Source organism: Microbacterium sp. AG1240 (assembly GCF_003635115.1).
Classification (GTDB): domain Bacteria; phylum Actinomycetota; class Actinomycetes; order Actinomycetales; family Microbacteriaceae; genus Microbacterium.
This window is the reverse complement of the sequence record NZ_RBXJ01000003.1, coordinates 147,717-167,922: the sequence shown is the minus strand read 5'-3', so window position 1 is coordinate 167,922 and position 20,206 is coordinate 147,717. Positions and strand designations below refer to the sequence as shown.

20 protein-coding genes and 1 riboswitch are annotated in these 20,206 nt (G+C 70.8%); of the genes, 15 read left to right on the top strand and 5 right to left on the bottom strand.

The window, feature by feature from the left end:
* The first annotated feature begins 29 nt into the window (after window positions 1-29).
* Window positions 30-1,373, top strand: coding sequence for an APC family permease (locus DEU34_RS12915; protein ID WP_121150896.1), 1,344 nt, complete (start codon window positions 30-32; stop codon window positions 1,371-1,373).
* Window positions 1,374-1,391: 18 nt separating this feature from the next.
* Here DEU34_RS12915 and DEU34_RS12910 read toward each other — a convergent pair whose 3' ends face one another.
* The 4 genes from DEU34_RS12910 to DEU34_RS12895 form a co-directional block, all read right to left on the bottom strand.
* On the bottom strand, window positions 1,392-1,742 hold the full coding sequence (locus DEU34_RS12910; protein ID WP_121150894.1) for a multidrug efflux SMR transporter: 351 nt from the start codon (window positions 1,740-1,742) through the stop codon (window positions 1,392-1,394).
* 1 nt (window position 1,743) lies between these two features.
* Entirely contained in the window at window positions 1,744-2,058 is a 315-nt protein-coding gene (locus DEU34_RS12905; protein ID WP_121150893.1) for a multidrug efflux SMR transporter, read from the bottom strand.
* 9 nt (window positions 2,059-2,067) lie between these two features.
* Window positions 2,068-2,130: riboswitch (guanidine-III (ykkC-III) riboswitch) on the bottom strand.
* A gap of 106 nt (window positions 2,131-2,236) precedes the next feature.
* Window positions 2,237-3,370, bottom strand: coding sequence for a CapA family protein (locus DEU34_RS12900; RefSeq protein WP_121150891.1), 1,134 nt, complete (start codon window positions 3,368-3,370; stop codon window positions 2,237-2,239).
* Window positions 3,363-4,787, bottom strand: coding sequence for an alpha/beta hydrolase domain-containing protein (locus tag DEU34_RS12895; protein ID WP_121150889.1), 1,425 nt, complete (start codon window positions 4,785-4,787; stop codon window positions 3,363-3,365). Before DEU34_RS12895 ends, DEU34_RS12900 begins: the two co-directional genes overlap by 8 nt.
* Before the next feature lie 102 nt (window positions 4,788-4,889).
* Here DEU34_RS12895 and DEU34_RS12890 point away from each other — a divergent pair, with 102 nt between their 5' ends.
* The 14 genes from DEU34_RS12890 to DEU34_RS12825 all read left to right on the top strand — a co-directional run bounded on the left by DEU34_RS12890 (window position 4,890) and on the right by DEU34_RS12825 (window position 18,660).
* On the top strand, window positions 4,890-6,458 hold the full coding sequence (locus DEU34_RS12890) for an ABC transporter substrate-binding protein (RefSeq protein WP_121150887.1): 1,569 nt from the start codon (window positions 4,890-4,892) through the stop codon (window positions 6,456-6,458).
* 29 nt (window positions 6,459-6,487) lie between these two features.
* Complete coding sequence (locus DEU34_RS12885) at window positions 6,488-7,432, top strand: ABC transporter permease (RefSeq protein ID WP_121150885.1); 945 nt, start codon at window positions 6,488-6,490, stop codon at window positions 7,430-7,432.
* Window positions 7,429-9,354, top strand: coding sequence for a dipeptide/oligopeptide/nickel ABC transporter permease/ATP-binding protein (locus DEU34_RS12880; protein WP_121150883.1), 1,926 nt, complete (start codon window positions 7,429-7,431; stop codon window positions 9,352-9,354). The genes DEU34_RS12885 and DEU34_RS12880 overlap by 4 nt, the downstream gene beginning before the upstream one ends.
* Window positions 9,351-10,169: an ABC transporter ATP-binding protein gene (locus tag DEU34_RS12875; protein ID WP_183042479.1), complete on the top strand. Its 819-nt coding sequence runs from the start codon at window positions 9,351-9,353 to the stop codon at window positions 10,167-10,169. Before DEU34_RS12880 ends, DEU34_RS12875 begins: the two co-directional genes overlap by 4 nt.
* Window positions 10,169-11,041 (top strand): alpha/beta fold hydrolase, encoded by an 873-nt coding sequence (locus tag DEU34_RS12870; RefSeq protein ID WP_121150879.1) that lies wholly within the window; start codon window positions 10,169-10,171, stop codon window positions 11,039-11,041. Before DEU34_RS12875 ends, DEU34_RS12870 begins: the two co-directional genes overlap by 1 nt.
* Entirely contained in the window at window positions 11,038-11,610 is a 573-nt protein-coding gene (locus DEU34_RS12865) for a MarR family winged helix-turn-helix transcriptional regulator (protein WP_121150877.1), read from the top strand. The genes DEU34_RS12870 and DEU34_RS12865 overlap by 4 nt, the downstream gene beginning before the upstream one ends.
* Complete coding sequence (locus tag DEU34_RS12860) at window positions 11,607-12,842, top strand: CaiB/BaiF CoA-transferase family protein (protein WP_121150875.1); 1,236 nt, start codon at window positions 11,607-11,609, stop codon at window positions 12,840-12,842. The genes DEU34_RS12865 and DEU34_RS12860 overlap by 4 nt, the downstream gene beginning before the upstream one ends.
* A complete protein-coding gene (locus tag DEU34_RS12855) occupies window positions 12,839-13,870 on the top strand; it encodes a 2-hydroxyacyl-CoA dehydratase family protein (protein ID WP_121150873.1) in 1,032 nt (343 codons plus the stop codon). Before DEU34_RS12860 ends, DEU34_RS12855 begins: the two co-directional genes overlap by 4 nt.
* Window positions 13,863-15,122, top strand: a complete 1,260-nt coding sequence (locus DEU34_RS12850) for a 2-hydroxyacyl-CoA dehydratase family protein (RefSeq protein WP_121151571.1) — start codon at window positions 13,863-13,865, stop codon at window positions 15,120-15,122. Before DEU34_RS12855 ends, DEU34_RS12850 begins: the two co-directional genes overlap by 8 nt.
* Window positions 15,123-15,130: 8 nt before the next feature.
* Window positions 15,131-16,606: an SDR family oxidoreductase gene (locus DEU34_RS12845; RefSeq protein ID WP_121150871.1), complete on the top strand. Its 1,476-nt coding sequence runs from the start codon at window positions 15,131-15,133 to the stop codon at window positions 16,604-16,606.
* Window positions 16,600-16,806 carry a hypothetical protein gene (locus tag DEU34_RS12840; protein WP_183042511.1) on the top strand — a complete coding sequence of 69 codons (207 nt, stop codon included), beginning with the start codon at window positions 16,600-16,602 and terminating at the stop codon, window positions 16,804-16,806. The genes DEU34_RS12845 and DEU34_RS12840 overlap by 7 nt, the downstream gene beginning before the upstream one ends.
* Before the next feature lie 113 nt (window positions 16,807-16,919).
* Window positions 16,920-17,606: a cyclase family protein gene (locus DEU34_RS12835; RefSeq protein WP_259460160.1), complete on the top strand. Its 687-nt coding sequence runs from the start codon at window positions 16,920-16,922 to the stop codon at window positions 17,604-17,606.
* Between the two features lie 86 nt (window positions 17,607-17,692).
* On the top strand, window positions 17,693-18,322 hold the full coding sequence (locus tag DEU34_RS12830) for an acyl-CoA synthetase (RefSeq protein ID WP_121150869.1): 630 nt from the start codon (window positions 17,693-17,695) through the stop codon (window positions 18,320-18,322).
* On the top strand, window positions 18,319-18,660 hold the full coding sequence (locus tag DEU34_RS12825) for an amino acid transporter (protein ID WP_259460159.1): 342 nt from the start codon (window positions 18,319-18,321) through the stop codon (window positions 18,658-18,660). Before DEU34_RS12830 ends, DEU34_RS12825 begins: the two co-directional genes overlap by 4 nt.
* Before the next feature lie 130 nt (window positions 18,661-18,790).
* On the opposite strand, the gene purB is transcribed toward DEU34_RS12825, so the two are convergent.
* Window positions 18,791-20,170 carry an adenylosuccinate lyase gene (purB, locus tag DEU34_RS12820; protein WP_121150867.1) on the bottom strand — a complete coding sequence of 460 codons (1,380 nt, stop codon included), beginning with the start codon at window positions 20,168-20,170 and terminating at the stop codon, window positions 18,791-18,793.
* Between the last annotated feature and the right edge of the window lie 36 nt (window positions 20,171-20,206).

Below are 20,206 nucleotides of genomic sequence, written 5' to 3'. Positions count from 1 at the left end.
CGCCCGGCGTCACCCGGTCGAGTAGCACGATGACCAACGACACCACGGCCACCGAGCCCGCAGCTCCGACCGGCCTCAAGCGCGCCGTCGGTACTCCGTTGCTCTTCGCGTTCATCGTCGGGGACACGCTCGGCGCGGGCATCTACACCCTCGTCGGTTCCATGGCCGGGGACGTGGGCGGTGTCATCTGGCTGCCGCTGGTCGTCGCGCTCATCATCGCCCTGCTCACGGCGGGGACCTACGCCGAGCTCATCACGAAGTACCCGCACGCGGGAGGCGCGGCGCGCTACGCCGATCGGGCGTTCGGGGTGCCGTACCTGTCGTTCCTGGTCGGCTTCCTCATGATGGCATCCGGCATCACGACGGCCGCCGCGTTGGCGAACGCGTTCGCCGGCGACTACCTGGCCGCGATCATCGACGTGCCCGCCGCTCCGACGGCCGTGGTGTTCATCATCCTGCTGACGCTGATCAACCTCCGCGGCGTCCGCGAGTCGCTCGGGGCGAACCTCGTCGCGTCGGTGATCGAGGTGTCGGGGCTCGTGATCGTCATCGTGCTGGCCGCCGTCTTCATCGGCGGGGGCGGAGGGGACCCGGCCCGCCTTCTCGAGTTCTCGCCCGACAAGGCGCCGGTGGAGGGCGTGTTCGCGGCATCCATCATCGCCTTCTTCTCCTTCCTCGGTTTCGAGGCGGCCGCCAACATGGCCGAAGAGGTGAAGAACCCCTCCAGGGCCTACCCGCGAGCGCTGTTCGGTGCGATCGGCACCGCCGCGATCGTCTACCTGCTGATCGCGCTCGGCGCGGCGATGATCCTCCCGGCCGCCGACCTGGCCTCCTCGACCGGACCCCTTCTCGACGTCGTGGCCGCCACCGGTATCGCTCTGCCTCCGTGGCTGTTCGGGCTCATCGCGCTCGTAGCGATCGCGAACGGCGCGCTGCTGTTCATGGTGATGGCCAGCCGCGTCGGGTACGGCCTGGCCGAGTCGGGTCTGCTCCCCAGAGCCTTCTCGCGGGTGCTCCCGAACCGTCGCACCCCGTGGGTGTCGATCGTGGCCGTCGCCGTGGCGACGATCGGTCTCACCTTCCTCGGCGATGTCGCGACGTTGGCCGAGACGACGGTGCTGCTGCTCCTGCTGGTCTTCCTCTCGGCGAACGTCAGCGTGCTCGTGCTCAAGAAGGACAAGGTCGAGCACACGCACTTCTCGGTGCCGCGGGTGGTGCCGGTGCTCGCCATCATCGCGAGCATCGTGCTGCTCACCCAGCAGACCGGCGTGGTGTGGCTCGGGGCCCTGGCGTACATCGCGATCGGTTCGGTGCTCTTCTTCGTCGCTCGCGCCGGCCGCAAGCGCGATGAGCGCAAGGCCGCGCAGGACTGAGGCGGATGCCGCGCAGCGTCAGGCGCGCGGCTGCTCCTCGTCGTCACCGCGTCGCGCGGGGACGAGTTTGAGCCCGACGACGGCGACGACGATACCCGCGATGAAGATCGCCCGACCCCACGAGAGTGCTTCGTCGCCGGTGACGGTCGCCCACCCCACGGTGAGTACCGCACCGATACCGACCCACACGGCGTAGGCGGTGCCGATGGGGATGCGCTGCGAGGCTTTCGCGAGCCCGATCATGCTGGCGATGAGCGCGACGACGAACACGATCGTCGGGATCGGCTGCGTGAAGCCGTCTGATCGGCCGAGGGCCGTGGCCCACACGGCTTCGAGGACGGCGCTGGCGATGAGGATCACCCACGCCATGTCAGCTCACCGCCTTCAGGCCGATGACCGACGCCACCAGTAGGAGGATGAGCAGGATGCGCGCGGTCGAGGCGCGCTCCTTCCCGGTCACGATGGCCCAGAGCACGGTGAGACTGGCTCCGATGCCGACCCAGACGGCGTAGGCGGTGCCGGTGGGCAGGTCGTTCATGGCGAACGCGAGCCCCACCATGCTGATGACGAGTGCGACGACGAACACGATCGTCGGCCGGGGCCGACGGAAGCCCTTGGACGCGGCCAGCGCCGACGCCCACACCGCCTCGAGAACACCGGAGGCGACCAGAATGATCCACGACATGACGAACCTTCCGAGTCAGTCTTGTCGCTCAGCGGGTACTGCTCCCTCGTCCGCGCCCGCCATCGGGTCGCCCCCAGGCTATCGAGCAGACCTGGGCACTCCCGGTGCAGGAGAAGGGCGACGCGACCACGGTCGACAGACATATCGTGCCGTTCCGCGCGGGGCTGAATTCCTGCCATCACCCCGCCCGGGAGACCCGCACCACGTCGCCGTCCCACTCGTATCGGGTCGGCAGGCCGGCGCGCGCCGAGATCGTCCGCACGTAATCCACCACCGCACGGCCACGATCGTCTGCGCCGTGGGGCACGGGGCGCGCGTCGTCGTCGATCCAGCACGGGATGAAGGATGCTGCCGGAGGCCCGTCACCGAATTCGATCTGCGCGATCATCGTGTTCCGGCTGTCGGGGTGGAAGGGATACGTCGGCATGGCCGGGTCGGGGACGAAACCGAAGAGCTCCCTGCGCCGGGACGCCCACTCCGACGCCTCGGCCGACGACCCGTGATTCGGGGTCAGTGCGTCGGTGACGGTTACGAAGTTGCCGAGCCCATGGAAGATCGGTCGTTCGCGGTAGATCTCCACCCCTCGCAGGATGTGTGCGTGATGGCCGATGACGGCATCCGCACCGGCGTCGATCGCCGCCCGGGAGACCTCACGCTCGTAGTCGGCGAGCACCGCCGGGGTGTGGACGAGGCCCTTGTGGAGGGCCACGACCAGCACGTCGACCCGGGAGGCCGCCTCGGCGATCTCGTCGCGGAACGCGCGCAGCGACGTCGGCTCGCAGAAGGTACGGATGCGGGGCGGGCCGCCCGGGTTCGCATTGCGCATCTCGTAGTGCGTGAGCACATCGACGTAGGCGCAGCCCGCTTTGCCACTGGTGGCCCACGACTCGCGGGGTCCGACGCAGTTGTAGCTCACCACCCCGACACTCCGGTCGGAGCGCTGCACGATGGCGGGCCGCCGCGCCTCGTCGAGATCGGCGCCGGCGCCGGCGGTGAGCATCCCGAAAGACCGGGCAGCGTCGATCGTGTCGGAGACCCCCGTCGCGCCGCTGTCGGAGATGTGGTTGCCGGCGAGCGTGACGACGCCGAACCCGGCCTCGGCGACGGCGCGCAGGTGCGCGGGATCGGCGGGGGGTGCGGGCACGTCGGTGCTGGTGACCTCGTCGGTCGTGCTGTGCGGCACCTCGACGTGGCCGATCGCGAGGTCGGCGGTGCGCAGCGCGGGGGCGGCGGGCGCGAAGAAGCGGGACGGCTGCGGTTGATCGACGATGAGGTCGCCGACGGCGCGGACGACGAGCGGCCGCTCAGGCATCGCCGGGCTCGCAGCCGGTCGCGTCCGCCCACCGGGGCGCCGCGGAGGAGTCCAGTTCGGCGGCGTCCTCCGCCAGCAGGAATCCGGCGGTGACGAGGTCGCGGGTGGCGGCCGTGAAGCGCGCGCGGTAGTCCTGCTCGGACGCATACCGTCGCTCGACCTCCGAAGACGGGAACGCGGTCATCGTTCCCACCAGCCCCGCCGCGAGGTCGGGATCGGCCAGCGGCGTCCAGTCCGGGCCGGCGCTCGCCGCCTCCGCCGGAGTGCCGTGGGGGGAGTACGCGGCGAGGGGGGCCGTGATCCACGGCGGACGGATGCCGCCCGCGACGTTGCCGTCGGGATCGCGGCGCAGCATCCGTCTCTCGGGGACGTCGCCCTCGGCGTACGCGAAACGGGGGCCGCGGGGCGGGGTGCGCCCGTCGAGCGTCTCGACGAGCCGGTCGACGAGCGCACGGGCGACGAGGTCGGTGCGGGCGTCGGTGCGTTTCTCCCGCACGGCGATCGGCGGCAGGTCGACCCCCGAGGCCCGCAGCGCGGGCTCGTGCGTCGGCGCCGCCGAGGGCCAGTCCTCGATGTGCGCCGAGCCCGCGATCTGATACAGCCGGTACGTGTCGCCGGGGTCATCGGAGTCGTCGCGGAGCTGACGGCGGTGCGTCTCGGATTCGGTCTCGCTGAGGATCTCGAACGTCGGCAGGCCGACGTCTCGGATGGTCCGGCGGGGGTCGTCGGTCGCGATGGGCGTGCTGGCGGAAGACAGGGCCGGATACCCGGCGCTCCCCGCGCCGCCGGAGGATATGAAGATCGCCACGGCATCGGCGAGCCCGCCGCGGGCCGTGGCGAACCCCTCGCGCGCGAAGACGCGGCAGAAGCTCCCCGTCGCGGACCAGCCCGAGATCACGACCCGCGACGCGACGAGCCCGGGGATGTCACCCCGGCGGATGGCGGTCAAGGCATCGGAGAAGACGTCCCACTCGGTTCCGCCCCCCGGGACGATCAGCGACCCGTACCTCGCGGGATCGATCCGCTCGCGCATCAGTCCCGCCACCTGCGGGAAGACCGTGACCCCGACCCAGGCGTCCCCTCGACGGAGGAAGTGCGGGGCGAGGGCGCTCCAGGAGAGTCCGGCGTCGAGGTGAGGATGCAGCGGCTCCACGTGCGTCGTACCCGAGGCGAGAACGGCGCGGGCGGGACGCCGCACGAGCACCCGCGTGCGGTACGCCAGCGCCGATCGCCCCCGCTCCGGCGAGCCGGGCTCGGCGGAGTCCCAGGTGCCGGCCGTCCCCGAGAGGAAGTACTCCTCCTCCACGAAGGCATGCGGGGAGAGGTCGATGCCGAGGTCGCGCTCGGCGTCGTGCGCGGTGCCGTACGGGCGACCGCGCCCATCGACGGGCGAGAGAAGGGCGGGAGAGGAGTTCATCGGTGAAGCCTCCGAAGTTGTTGTCAATCATCAGTTTACTTGATAAGTTCCCGAATCGGGGGTGTCGCCGACGAGACCCCACATCTTGCGAAGGAGCAATGAATGTCCCACAGACGCCCCCTTGCCGCCGCGGCGCTCGCCGTCGCCGCGACCGCCGCCCTTGCGCTCTCCGGATGCGCCGCCTCGTCCGACCCGGTCGAGGGCGGACGAGGCGACAACCTCGCCCTGCAGTTCACGGGTGTGCCCATCAGCCTGAACCCCGCGCTCGCCGGCGGCGGAGGAAGCGTCGTGTTCACGGCACTCGCCTACGACCCGCTCATCTACCTGAGCGGGGACGGCGAGCTCGTCCCCGGGCTCGCGACCGAGTGGGAGTTCCGCGACGCCGACAGCACGCAGCTCGAACTCACGATCCGCGACGGCGTCACCTTCCAGGACGGCGCCGAGCTCGACGCCCAGGCCGCGGCGGACTCGATGAACTACTTCATGGGCGCCGGGGGCGGCCAGGTCGCCACCGTCGGCCCGATCGACACCATCGTGGCCGAGGACGCCGACACACTGCTCGTCACCTACTCCTCGTCGTACCCCGCCGCCCCGACGAAGCTCACCCAGATGTTCCAGCTGGGGCTCATCATCGGTCCCGAAGGCGTCGCCAACCCCGAGTCGCTGCTCACCACGATGGACGGCACCGGTCAGTACCGGTACAACCCCGACACCTCCGTCGCGGAGTCGAACTACGTCTACGACAGGTGGGACGGGTACTGGAACCCCGACGCGCAGAAGTACGAGCAGATCTCGGTGCAGATCATCGCCGACCCGAACGCGGTCATCTCCGCCGCCACCACCGGGCAGGTGGACTACGCCGGGGGTTCGGCCGACACGGTCGCGACCGCGGAATCGGCGGGGCTGTCGGTCGTCTCGGCGCCCTACTTCAACTACGGGCTCATCGTGCTCGATCGAGAGGGGAGCGTCGTACCGGCGCTCGCCGACGAGAAGGTCCGCCAGGCCATGGGGCACGCGATCGACCGCGACGCGATCGTCTCGGCGCGCGGCGGGGACGAGTTCGCCGTCGCGATCGACCAGCTGACCACCGATGGCGAGGTCGGGCACATCGACGACGCGGGGCTCGACTACGACCTCGCCGAGGCGAAGTCGCTCATGGCGGAATCCGGGTACCCCGACGGCTTCTCGATGACCCTGCTGTCGCAGACGCCGCTCGACAACCAGTCGCTGATCACCCAGACCGCGATCTCCCACCTCGGCGAGATCGGCGTCGAGGTCACCCTCGAGGTCGCCAGCGCCGTCCCCGACTTCATCCAGAAGGCCGGGAGCAAGCAGTACGGAGCGATCATCTGGCCGATCACCGGTGACACCGCATCGGACTACGCCCAGACGTTCACCGTGCCCGGCTTCATGAACGCGTTCGGGGTGACCGACTCCGAGCTGGACGACCTCGTCGGCCAGGCGATCGTGGCCACCGGTGATGAGAAGACGGCGCTCGAGGAGCAGGTGACCGAGCGCTCGAACGAGCTCGCCTGGTTCCTGCCGCTCGTCGCGACGAACAACGTCTACTACGTCTCGCCCGACGTGACGAACGTGCGGGTCTCGGCGCTCAACCCCAACCCCGTTCCCGTCGCGCCCGACGCCGATCTGGCGTGGGCTCCGGCCTCCTGAGGCCACGGGCCGCATCGAAAGGAGCTGACATGACGATGATGGTGATCCGTCGCGTGCTGATGTCGATCGTGCTGATCTTCGTCTCGACGCTGACGATCTTCGTGCTGATGTCGCTGGTTCCCGGAGATGCGGCCCAGACGATCCTGGGGGAGAACGCGACACCGCAGGCGGTCGAGTATCTGCGCCAGCAGCTCGGTCTCGACCAGCCGCTGTGGATCCAGTACGCGAACTGGGTCGTCGGGCTGTTCCGCGGCGACCTGGGCACCTCGATCTACAGCGGCGAACCGGTGACGAAGCTCGTCTGGGCGCGCATGGGCGTCACGTTCTCGCTGATGGTGGGCTCGACGGTGGCCATCGCGGTGCTCGGCATCGTGGTCGGGCTCGCGAGCGCCCTGCGCGAGGGGTGGGTCGGTCGCTCGATCGACGCGATCTCGCTCGTGGGCTTCGCGCTGCCCAGCTTCTGGATCGCGATCGTGCTGGTGGCCGTCTTCGCGGTCGGCCTCCGCCTCTTCCCCGCGACCGGTTACGTGCCGCCGGCTGCGGGGGTCGGGCCATGGCTCAACTCGTTGGTGCTCCCCGTGGCGGCCCTATCGCTGAGCGGGATCACGGTGATCGCCAAGCAGATGCGTGACTCGGCTCGAAAAGAGCTCGAGCGCGACTACGTTCGCGTGCTGCGGTCGACGGGGGTATCCGAGACGCGGATCGTGCTGCTGCACGTGTTGAGGAACGCCTCGATCCCGACGACGACGCTCATCGGGCTGATGGCCGTCGGCGCTCTCAGCGGGGCGGTCTTCATCGAGAACGTGTTCGTGCTCCCCGGGCTGGGAAGCCTCGTCACCTCGGCGGCGACGCGACAAGACCTGCCGGTGATCCTGGGAGTGGGCGTCGCGTTCACGGCCATCGTCATCCTCATCAACCTCGTGGTCGACGTCGCGTACGTCTCCCTCAACCCGAAGGTGCGTCAGAGCCGATGAAGACCTCCACCTCCCGCCCGCGTTCCGCGTCGCTGACGCGCGCCCTGGTTCGTAAGCCGCTCGGCGTCGCGTCGGCGGCGATCATCGCGCTCCTCGTCTTCGCCGCCGTGTTCGCGCCCTGGCTTTCCCCTTACGACCCGCTCGCGCAGGACCCGTCGGTCGCCCGTCAGGGCCCCTCGGCGGCGCACTGGCTCGGCACCGATCTGCTCGGGCGCGACCTGCTCACCCGGGTGATGTTCGGCGGTCGCGAGTCACTGGTGGGCGTGGCCGAGGCACTGCTCGTCATGCTGGTCATCGCCGTGCCCGTGGGGATCCTCGCCGCTTATCTGCGCGGGGCGTTCGACCGCGCGGTGCTGTCGGTCATCGACATCGTGATGTCGATCCCCACCATCCTCATCACCCTCGCCTCGCTCGCGATCTTCAACAACAGCATGCTCGCGGCGATGGTGACCGTCGGCGTCCTCGCCTCGGCGGCCTTCACCCGCGTGTTCCGCAGTGATGTGCTCGCCCAGCGACAGGCGCCCTTCGTGCAGGCCGCGGTCGTGACCGGGTTGCCGACGTGGCTGATCCTGCTGCGGCACGTGCTGCCGCAGGCGAGAGGCACGATCCTGGTTCAGGCGTCGCTGTTCGCCGCGGCCGCCCTCGGGATCCAGACCGGCCTGTCCTTCCTCGCTTTCGGCCCGCCGCCGCCCGCCCCCACCTGGGGCGGCATGGTGGCCGAGGCCGCCGCGGCCATCCAATCGTTCCCGTGGATGTTCATCCCGACCGGCGGAGTGATCGTCGTCGCCACCCTCGCGTTCGGTCTGCTCGGCGACGCCCTGCGCGACGCCGCGGCCGAGCAGGTGCAGCAGCGCCCCGTGCCGTCTCGCTCCCGTCGCGCGGTCGAGGCGCCACGGACGGCCGACGACGATGCCCCCGCGGAGCGGCATCGCGAGGCCCTGCTGCGGGTGAGGGAGCTCTCGGTCGGCTTCGGCGCGGACGAGCCGCTCACCGTCGTCGACCGGGTGTCGTTCGACGTCGGCAGGGGTGAGATCCTCGGCATCGTCGGAGAGTCCGGCAGCGGCAAGACCGTCACGGCCCTCGCGACGATCGGACTGCTCGGGCGCGGCGGTCGAGTGACCGGCGGCAGCGTCGTCTTCGAGGGGCAGGAGATCGCCGGCGACGCCGCCGGCGACAAGGCCGCGATGAAGAACGTGCGCGGCAGCGGCATCGCGTACATCTCGCAGGAGCCCCTCGTGGCCCTCGACCCGTCCTTCACCGTCGGCTTCCAGATCGTGGAGGTGGTGCGGCGGCACGAGAAGATCGGCCGCGCCGCAGCGCGCGCCCGCGCCGTCGAACTACTCGCGTCGATGCGTCTGCCCGATCCCGAGCGGGTCTTCCGGAGCTACCCGCACCAGATCTCCGGCGGAATGGCGCAGCGCGTCGTCATTGCGAAGGCGCTCGCAGGACGGCCGCGCCTGCTCATCGCCGACGAGCCGACCACCGCGCTCGACGTCACCGTGCAGGCCGAGATCCTGACGCTGCTGGCGTCGATCCGCGACGAGACCGGCATGTCGATCATCCTCGTCACGCACGACTGGGGCGTCGTGGCCGAGACCTGCGACCGCACGCTCGTCATGTACGCCGGACAGCTCGTCGAGGAGGCGACGGTGGAGGGCCTCCTCCGATCGCCGCGCCACCCCTACACGCGGGGGCTCCTCGCGTCGGATCCGCACGGTGCGCGCCGTGGCGACATCCTCCCGACGATCGGCGGCATCGTCCCGCCGCCCGGCTCATGGCCGTCGGGGTGCCGTTTCGCCGCGCGCTGCCCGATGGCGACGGCCGAGTGCTCCCAGCATCCGATCCCGCTCGTTGCGACAGGAACGGCCCGGGTGAGCCGGTGCATACGCGTCGGCGCGCTCGTCGAGGAGGCTCAGGCATGACCGGTACCGCCCCCGTGCTCGAGGTGCGCGACATCCGCGTCGACTACGGCTCGGGCCGTAGACGTTCCACCGCCGTCGAGGGCGTCGGGTTCACCATCGAACGCGGCCGGACGCTGGGTCTGGTCGGAGAGTCTGGATCGGGCAAGACCACGATCGGCATGGCCGTGCTCGGCCTCGTACCCGTCAGCGCGGGCGAGATACGGCTTCTCGGCCAGCCCGTCCACCGGGTCTCGGCGCGCCGCCGCCGCGAGCTCGGAAGGGTGCGTCAGGTCATCTTCCAGGACCCGTACAGTTCGCTCGACCCGCTGCGCACCATCGGCTACAGCCTCACCGAGCCTGCTCGCTTCCACGGGATGACGGCGGCCGATGCCGACGCGCGGTCGCGAGAGCTCGTGCGCAAGGTCGGACTCGACGAGAGCGCCCTCCTCCGGTACCCCGCGCAGTTCTCGGGTGGGCAGCGGCAACGCATCGCGATCGCGCGGGCGCTCATGACCGACCCGCAGTTCCTGGTCTGCGACGAACCCGTCAGCGCCCTGGACCTGTCGGTGCAGGCCGACGTGATGAACCTGTTGACGACGCTGCAGAACGAGTTCGCGTTGAGCCTGCTGTTCATCTCGCACGACCTGGCGATCGTCCGCCAGATCTCCGACGAGGTGGTGGTGCTGCGCAACGGTCGGATCGTGGAGCACGGTGCGACCGAGCAGCTGTTCGCCTCCCCGCGCGAGGACTACACGCGGGCGCTTCTGGAGTCCGTCCCGAACGCCGCGAGGGTCACGACGGCCCCCGGTGCCGATACGCAGAGAAAGGCCGGCTGATGCCCGAGATTCCCATCGACGACGTGTCGCTGTGGTACGACGAGTTCCCCGGGGAGGGCATGCCGATCCTCTCGAGCGCCTCGTCGTTCGAACCCGGGGGCTACCCCGAGATCCTCGCCCGCGATCCGCTGCGCCGTCCGGTGCTGCAGATCCAGGCGCGGGGGTGGGGGCGGTCGACCCACCTGGCCGATGCGCCGGCGGCAGGCTGGCTCGACACCTGGGCCGACGACGTCTGCCGTGTCGCCGACGCCCGCGGCATCGAGCGGTTCGTCTACACCGGCGTCTCGCACGGCGGCGGGATCGGCTGGCACCTCGCGCGCCGGCACCCGGATCGTCTCGCCGCTCTCATCTCCGTCGTCGCCGCGCCCCACGACCGGGCGGGAGGGACGGCGTCGTCGGCCGGACGAGCGAAGGTCATCGCGGGGCGGAAGGACCCGGCGGTGGTCCGCGCGCAGTTCGAGGTGCTGGCGGGCTGGACCGACGACCCCGCCCGCGCCGCAGCGCGAGAGCACATGTACCGGAAGATCGTCGACCGGTTCGCGACGCAGTCCGAGGAGGAGTCCCGCATCAACCAGGGCAAGCCCTTCCCCGAGGCGACCACCGACGAGGCGCTCGCCGAGATCTACCGGTCGATCCGCGTTCCCGTCCTGATCCTCGGCGCACTCCGCGACGGGGTGATCAGTCCCGAGGCGAGCCTGCGCGCCGCGGTCAACGTGCGCGGCGCGAAGACCGTGCTCTGGGAGGACGAGGGGCACATGATGGCCGGCGAGAGTCCGTCCAGACTCGCCCGCGAGGTCGCGCTGTTCCTCGCCGAGCTCGCCGGTGAGGCCGTCCCGGCCGATGGAATCGTCTCGGATACGTTCGCTCCATGAACGAGCCGCTGCCCCCTCGCGCCACGAGCCTCGCCACCGACGAGCTCTACTACATCCTCAACCGCCTCTCGCGGTCGATGAACCGCGCCGCAGACGACATCGCCTGGCGCCACGGCATCACACTGGCCGAGTTCAACGTGCTCCTCGTGCTCGCCGAGGGCGTCCCGCTCTCGTCGGCGCAGCTCGCCCGACGCGCGTTCGTGACTCCCCAGTCGAGCCACCAGGTCGTGTCCACGCTCGTCTCCCGTTCGTTGATCGAGACGGTCGACCACCCCACGGACGGGCGCGTCAAGCTCGCCCGTCTCACCGACGCCGGCTGGGAGGTGCTGGACGGCGCGCGCGCCGAACTGCGCGTCATGCAGGCGCGGGCCGTCGCCGACCTCACCGCTGCCGACGGCGAGCGCCTGCCGGTCGTGCTCGAAGCTCTCGCCGAGACCCTCCAGGGCGGCTGGTTCGGCGATGCCGAAGCGGCCGAGGCCGCCGCTTCGCGACGGCCGTTGCGGGGCACCCTCGCCCGAACGCCCGATATCCGTCCCCTCCCCACCGCCGACAGGAAGAAGCCCACATGACCGGCGCGCCGCTCGATGGACGAATCGTCATCGACCTGACCACCGCCCTCGCCGGGCCCTACGCCACGCTCATGCTGGGGGGCCTCGGCGCGCGCGTGATCAAAGTCGAGAACCCCCACCGCGGCGGGGACAGCTCGCGCACGAACTCGCCGTATGTGACACCCGACGGCCTCTCGCCGGTGAAGACCACCGCCGAAGACATGTCGGTGTCGATGCTGCTGCGCGGACGCAACAAAGAGAGCATCTCGCTCGATCTGAAGACCGACCAGGGGCGCGCGGTGCTGCTCGACCTCATCGCTCACGCCGACGTGCTGGTCGAGAACTTCAGCGCCGGCGTCACCCACCGCCTCGGTATCGACTACGAGTCGGTGCGCGCCGCCAATCCCCGCCTGGTCTACACCTCGATCACCGGCTTCGGATCGAACGCCGGCGATGGGGGGAAGGCGATGGACACCATCGTTCAGGCGCTCAGCGGAATCATGATGACCGCGGGAGAACCCGGTGACAGCCCCGTGCGGTTCGGCCTGCCCATCGCCGACCTCTCCGCGCCGATGTTCGCCGTGATCGGCACGGTCGCCGCCCTCATGGAGGCCGATCGCAGCGGCGACGGGCAGCACGTCGACGTGTCGATGCTGGGGGCCATGACCTCCCTCGTGGCCTGCGAGCCGTTCGACGCGTTCGAGTCGATGGGCTACCCCACGCGCACGGGTGACTACGTGCCGAGGCTCGCGCCGTTCGGCACCTTCCGCGCCGAGGACGGCTGGTTCGCCGTGTGCGGACCGACGGACGCTTTCGCGAAGGGCGTGTTCGCCGCGATCGGCGAGCCCGAACTGGCGCAGGACCCGAGGTTCGCGCTGCGCGACGACCGGGTCAGCAACTCCGACGACCTGCACGAGCGGATGTCGCAGTGGGCGTCGCACCGTTCGGTCGAGGAGGCCGTGGCCGCTTTCGAAGCGCACGGCGTGCCGTGCGCGCCGGTGCGATCGCTCGCCGACGCCGTGCGCGATCCCCGGGTGCAGGAGCGCGGCGAGGTGGTGCGCATCCAGCATCCGGACTACGACGTCGACACCGAGCTGTGGGGAACGGGAGTGCCCATCACCTTCAGCCGCAGCCGCGTCGGGCTCGACCGTCCGGCGCACGCGCTCGGCGCCGACACCGACGACGTGCTGTCCGGACTCCTCGGCTACTCTCCCGAGCACATCGCCGACCTCTCCGCTGCGCGGATCGTATGAGCGCCGCGCTGCGGACGCCGGTGATCGCGGTGGTGGGTCGCGACGTGCCGATCGAGCTCATCGAGGCGCACGGGGCGATGGTGCGTCGGCTCGAGCTGCATCCGGGGTCCGACGTCGCGGAGGCGACGGAGATCCTCGGCACCGGCATGGATCCCGCGGCGATCGCCGTGCTCGCCGGGGTGCTCGAGACGGATGCGGCGCCGCTCGACGCGATCGTGCTGTGCAGCGACTCCGACGCCACCCAGCGCCTCTTCTTCGGGCTCCGCGAACTCGCCAGGACGAAGCCGGAGCGGGCGCTGCCGCCGATCCATCTCGTCGACATCGTGCACCTGCCGCGGGCGTCCTCGCTCGAGTACGCGCGCGAGGAGGTCGGTCTGCTCGCCGCCCGGCTCCAGGCGTGGACCGGGCGCACGCCGTCGGCGGCAGACCTCGCCCGCGCGGTGCGGGAGCGCGACCTGGCGCGCCTCCTGCTGGCGGAGATGCGTCGCCGGGTCGACGGCGCCACCTTCTTCGCGTGGCGCTCCTCGGTCGACGAGATGCCCGCGGCGGTCGCCGTGGAGCGCCTGCGCGCCGCTCTCGCGGCCGAGCCCGACCCCATCCCCGACTCCGTGCCGGTGGCCCTCACCGGCAGCTCGCAGTACGGGCCCGAGGTGGTCGCGGCGATCGAGGCTTGCGGTGCCCGCGTCGTCGCCGATGATTGCGCGGGCGGATCGCTGGGGCTCGAGATCGGTGCGCGCGAGCCGTCGCTCGACGGGCTCGCCGAGAGGTACTGGCGCGACGGCGACTCCGCGCACCGGGGGTCCGCCCCCGAGCGGGCCGCGCGACTCGCGATCGCCGCTGAGCGGCAGGGGGCACGGGCGATCGTCTCGTACGCCCGTCGTCGCGACGACGCTGCAAGCTGGGAGGTGGCGGCAGTGCGGTCTGCCACCTCCCTTCCCGTGATCGTGCTGCACGACCAGGAGTACGGCGGCGTTGACCGGTCGCTCCTGATCGACGCGCTCGGTGAGAAGGGTGGGGCCCGTGTCTGACGATCGCCTGCGATCCGCGCGTGATGCGCTGCGTCACCAGCGGGAGTGGTTCGCCCGGATCGCCGCGGAGGCGGCGGCCGGCACCCCCATCGCGCTCGTGAATGCGGATGTGCCGCACGAGCTCTTCCGAGCACTCGACGTGCCCTACGTCGTGAACCAGTGGTGGTCGTCGGTGGCCGCGTCGCGCGGGGCGGCGCAGTCGGGGCTCGACGCCGTCGCACGAGCCGGCCTGCCACGCGATTCCGAGCCGTACAACCTCATCGGGATGGGCAACGTGCTCAACGGCGACAGCGACGTGGTGCCCGGGTGGGGGTCGCTCCCTCGCCCCGCGCTCGTCGCGACGGACTACACCGGCGACGTCACCCGCAAGCTCTTCGAGGCGTGGCGCGACGTCGTCGGCGTGGAGCTGTTCGCGTTTGAGAGCGTCGCGCAGACCGCGCCGGTCGACGAGTGGTGGCGGTTCATCGCCGACGACTGGGAGCGCGTCGTCGGGTCGCGCCGGATCGACCTGATGGTGGCGGAGCTGCACGAGCTGCGCGCGGTGCTCGAACGCATCAGCGGCCGCTCCTACGACGAGGACCGCCTGCGCGAGATGCTCGCGCTCGGCAACGAGCAGGCCGAGTGGAACCGCCGTACGCGCGATTTGATCGCGAGCGCGCGCCCTCTGCCGGTGCGGGTGAACGACACGATCCCCGCGGTGATGCTGCCGCAGTGGCATCGCGGCACCGAATGGGCGCGTGATGCGGCCCGCGCGCTGCACGACGAGATCGCCGAGCGGGTCGCCGACGGCTACGCCGTCGTGCCCGACGAACGCGCGCGCCTGATGTGGATCGGTCGGGGGCTGTGGTTCGACATGGACTTCTACCGCCACTTCGAGGAGCACTACGGCGCCGTCTTCGTCTGGTCGATGTACCTGTCCATCGCCGCCGACGGCTATGCGAGACACGGCGGCGAGCCGTTGCGGGCACTCGCGTCGCGGTTCATCGGCTTCCACGAACGCCTGTACGTCGCGCCCGAAGCATCCGACTGGTACGTCGCGCAGGCCCGTCAGCACGGCGTCGACGGTGTCGTGCACCTGGTCTCCGATGATCCGCGCGGCGGGTGGGCCATCACCGCGGCGCTGGAGAAGGCCGGCATCCCCGTGTTCGTCCTGCGCGCCGACAACGCCGATGAATCGACCTACGACGCCGAGGAGGTGCGCGCGCAGGTGGCCGAGTGGTTGCGGATGCTGCGCCCGACCGGCCCAACGTAGAATCTCGTGTGCCCTCCGATGCCCCCGACGACCGCCAGCCGAGCGGAATCGACCCCGCCGAACTCGCGGTCACGCTCGATGTGCTCGCGAGGATGGCCCGGATCGATCAGACGCATCCCGACTTCATCCGGGTGCGTCGGGCCACGGCCCACATGTTCAAGGCGGTCAAGAAGGAGCGCCGGCGCGAGATCCGCGAGGCGATCGCCGAGGCCGACCGCAGTGTGATCGCCGCGACCGCGACCGGAGCGCCCGATCGCATCGACGATGAGACACGCGGCATCCCGATCAGCACCGCGACGACCGCCCCGACCGCGGGAACGCTGCTGAAGGCGCGCGGCTGCTACATCTGCAAGCAGCCGTACACGCTGGTCGACGCGTTCTACCACCAGCTGTGCCCCGACTGCGCGGCGATGAGTCACACCAAACGCGATGCGCGCACCGACCTCACCGGCCGCCGGGCTCTGCTCACCGGCGGGCGGGCGAAGATCGGCATGTACATCGCCCTGCGGCTGCTGCGCGACGGCGCGCACACCACCATCACCACCCGGTTCCCGCGAGATGCGGTGCGGCGTTTCAGCAGCCTCCCCGACTCGGGCGACTGGTTCCACCGTCTCAAGATCGTCGGTATCGACCTCCGCGACCCCGCACAGGTGATCGGGCTCGCCGACGACGTCGCCGCCGCCGGCACCCTCGACATCCTCATCAACAACGCCACCCAGACGGTGCGTCGCTCGACCGGCGCGTACCAGCCGCTCGTCGACGCGGAACTCGCACCGCTCCCCGACGGACCGCTCCCCGAGCTGGTCACCTTCGGGCACACCAACGATCAGCATCCGCAGGCCCTGGAGCGCTCCGTCGCCGCGCACCCCGTGCTCGCCGCGGCCGCTTCGCGCGCCGACGAGCTCACCGAGCAGGCGATGGCCGCCGGCTCGAGCTCGCTCGAGCGGCTCGCCGCGGGCACGGCCATCGACGCCGGCGGCCTCGTGCCCGACCTGCACGACGTCAACTCGTGGACGCAGCGCGTCGACGAGGTCGACCCCCTCGAGATGCTCGAGGTGCAGCTGGCCAACACCACGGCGCCGTTCCTGTTGATCTCGAAGCTGCGGGCCTCGATGGCGGCGAGCCCGGCGGCCCGCACCTACATCGTGAACGTGAGCGCGATGGAGGGTGTATTCGGTCGCGGCTACAAGGGCCCCGGCCATCCGCACACCAACATGGCCAAGGCCGCCGTCAACATGCTGACCCGCACCAGCGCGCGCGAGATGTTCGAGACCGACGGCATCCTCATGACGAGCGTCGACACCGGTTGGATCACCGACGAGCGCCCCCACCCGACGAAGGTGCGGCTCGCCGAAGAGGGATTCCACGCCCCGCTCGACCTCGTCGACGGTGCCGCGCGGGTCTACGACCCCATCGTGCGCGGTGAGGCCGGGGAGGACCTGTTCGGCGTCTTCCTCAAGGACTACGCCCCCGGCTCGTGGTGAGGCTCCCCGCCCCCGGCGCCCGGGTGGTGGTGCGCTACCTGCTCCCCACCGGGCAGGCGACCGACGCGCTCGGCGAACTGCTGAGCGCCGACGCCGAGACCGTGGTCGTCGACGGCAAACGCGGCGTCGAGCGGATCGCGGTCGCCGACATTATCGCGGCCAAGCCCGTTCCCCCGCCCCCCGCACCGCGCCCGCGCTGACCGCAGCATCCGCCGGTCTCCCTCCGTGCGAGACGAGCGGATGGCAGGCATCGGTCGGCATCTGTCCGAGGCGACGTCATCGCGCGCCGGTACCGGGCCCTAGCGTGGTCATCGTGCCCGAGAACCCCCGCCGCGTCGTCGACCTGAGCCACCCGATCCGAGCCGGCCTCGTGACCTACCCCGGTCTGCCCGCGCCGGTGATCACGCCGCACATGACGCACGAGGGCTCCCGCGGGACGTACGCGCCCGGCACCGAGTTCGCCATGGACATCGTGACGATGATCGGCAACACCGGCACCTATCTCGATTCGCCGTACCACCGCTATTCGTCCGGACCCGACCTGGCGGGCCTCGACCTCGCCACCCTCGTGGGCCTTCGGGCCGAGGTCTTCCACCTCGAAGACGCATGGGATCCGCAGAACCGGGGCATCGGGGTCGACGCGCTCGCCGACCGCGATGTGCGCGGCGCCGCGGTGCTGCTCCACACCGGATGGGACCGCTTCTTCGGCACCCCCGCTTATGCCGCCGGGTCGCCCTTCCTCGCGGCCGACGCCACGAGCTGGCTGATCGAGCAGGGCGCGACCCTCGTCGGTATCGACGCCCTCAACATCGACGACACCGAGTCGGGGGGCGAGCGACCGGCCCACACCCTCCTGCTCGGCGCGGGCATCCACGTGGTGGAGCACCTGACCCGCCTGGGCCACGTGCCCGAGCGGGGCGCGCGCTTCACGGCCGCACCCCCGGCGTTCGAAGGATTCGGCACGTTCCCGGTGCGCGCGTTCGCCGAGATCGGGTCGTAGCGCTTCGACGTCGACGGACCTCCCGACGTCGCGATGGCGCGCAGACGTAGACTGGGGCTATTCTCTCCGCCTCTCCTGGATCTGCCGTGACCTCTGCCGCATCCGCTCGCACGCTCGACGTGCGGCATCTTCAGCTCGCCCGCGCCGCCTTCGCGGCGATCGCGGCGATCATGGTGACCTTCTCGCCCGACCACTCGGCGTCGGTAGGACTCGCGGTGTTCAGCGGTTTCGCGATCGCGACGGGGATCGTCTTCGCCGTCGCGGCGTGGCTCGTCTTCCCCGCCGGACAGCGGGGTCCGTCGGTGCTGCTGGCTTCGCTCACGCTGCTCGCCGGGCTCGTCGCGAGCATCGGCCCCTGGCGCAGCACCGCCACCTTTTTCGCGGTCGTGATCTCTTGGGCGCTCGTCACCGGCATCGTCGAGGCGGTCGTCGCCTTCCGAGGACGAGCGGATGCGGCGCGCGCCGCGTCGCGCGACGGTCTGACGATCGGCGTGCTGACCATCGTGCTCGGGCTCGCCCTGCTGCTCGTGCAGCCCGGGTACGCCCTCGACTACTACATCGAAGACGCCGGCCGATCGTTCACCCTGACGGGGATCACGATCGCGGTGGGCGTGTTCGGCGGATACGCCGCGATCGTCGCGGTGTTCCTCGGCATCGCGGGGTTCTCACCTCGCCGGGCGCCCGCCCCGAGCCCGGCCGATAGGAGCATCCCGTGACCGACCGCCCCACCCGCCGCGACCTCATGAAGCCCGTGCAGCTGCTCGGACTGGCTTTCGTCTGCGCCCTGTTCGCCGGCATCGTCACGCTCGTGTCGATGGGCTTCTTCCAGTCGAAGCCGGGCGATCAGATCGAACGCGCCCTTGTCATCGCGGCCATCGCCGCGGGTGTCACGTTCATCGTGGTGCTCGTCGTGGTGGCGTTGCTGCTGCTAGCGGTGGATCCCGCCCAGGTCGGCAAGACCCTCGACCGTCCGCTGCTGCTTCCCCCCGACGACGAGACTCCCGGCGCGCAGCCCGGCTCGCCCGCCGACGGCGGCCCCGCGCCGCGTTCCTAGCGCGCGCGCTCGCGCCGCAGCATCCGTTCGCCCCCGCTCCCGACCGCGAAACCGCGTCTGCGCGGCGAGACCCGGTCAGAATGTCGGGGTCTCGCCGCGCAGAACGGGTCTCACGGTCAGTGGGCGCGCGTCACAGGCGGTCGACGGTCGCAGAGGCCAGGCCCGTGTAGGTCGCGGGGGTGAGATCGAGCAGGCGGGCCTTCGCGGCGTCGCCGATGTCGAGGCCGCGAACGAACTCCGCGAGATCCGCCGCGCCGACGCGACGCCCGCGGGTGAGATCCTTCAGCAGCGCGTACGGGTCGGTGATCTGCGAGCGACCGGCGGCGATCTCGGCGCGCACGACCGTCTGGATCGCTTCGGCGAGCACCTCCCAGTTCGCGTCGAGGTCGGCCAGCAGCACGTCGGGCGCGAGCGAGATCTCGCCGAGGCCGCGCTGGAGGTTGTCGAGCGCGAGGAGCGAGTGGCCGAACGCGACGCCGATGTTGCGCTGCGTGGTCGAGTCGGTGAGGTCGCGCTGCAGGCGCGAGGTCACGAGGGTCTGCGCGAGCGTGGCGAAGAGCCCGCCCGCGATCTCCAGGTTCGCCTCGGCGTTCTCGAACCGGATCGGGTTGATCTTGTGCGGCATGGTCGACGAGCCGGTGGCCCCGGCGACGGGGATCTGGGTGAAGTACCCGAGCGAGATGTAGGTCCACACGTCGGTCGCGAGGTTGTGGAGGATGCCGCCGGCGTGCCGTGCGCGGTCGTAGAGCTCCACCTGCCAGTCGTGAGACTCGATCTGGGTCGTCACCGGGTTGGCGGTGATGCCGAGCGACTCGATGAACGCGGTGGTCAGCTCGGGCCAGTCGACGGCGGGGTCGGCGGCCACGTGGGCCGACCAGGTGCCGGTCGCGCCCGAGAACTTCGCCAGGTAGTCGGATGCTTCGACCTGCTGCGCGATGCGACGCAGACGCCACGCGAAGACGCCGATCTCCTTGCCCATCGTCGTGGGGGTGGCCGGCTGGCCGTGGGTGCGCGCGAGCATCGGCGCGTCGCGGTGAGCGGCGGCCATCGCCGTCAGCGTGTCGATCACCGCGTAGAGCTTGGGGAGCCAGACGCGGGTGACCGCGCGCTGCACCGTGAGGGCGTACGACGCGGAGTTGATGTCTTCGCTGGTGCAGGCGAAGTGCGTCAGCTCGGCGATGGCGTCGAGACCCAGGGCCGCGAGCCGGTCGCGCACGAGGTACTCGACGGCCTTCACGTCGTGACGGGTGACGGCCTCGCGCTCGGCGAGCCAGTCGATGTCGTTCTGTCCGAAGTCGACGTAGAGCGCGCGCAGCCGGGTCTTGTCGGCCTCCGACAGCGGCTCGGTGCCGAAGAGCGAGCGGTCGGTCAGCGCGATCAGCCACTCGACCTCGACCTCGACGCGTGCGCGGTTCAGGCCGGCCTCCGAGAGGTAGTCGGCGAGGGGCGCGACCGTCTTCTGATAGCGGCCGTCGAGGGGGCTCAGCGGCTGAGGGGGCAGAGAAGTCACGAGAGGCTCCGAAACGTTCGAGCGAGCAGAGGGGCG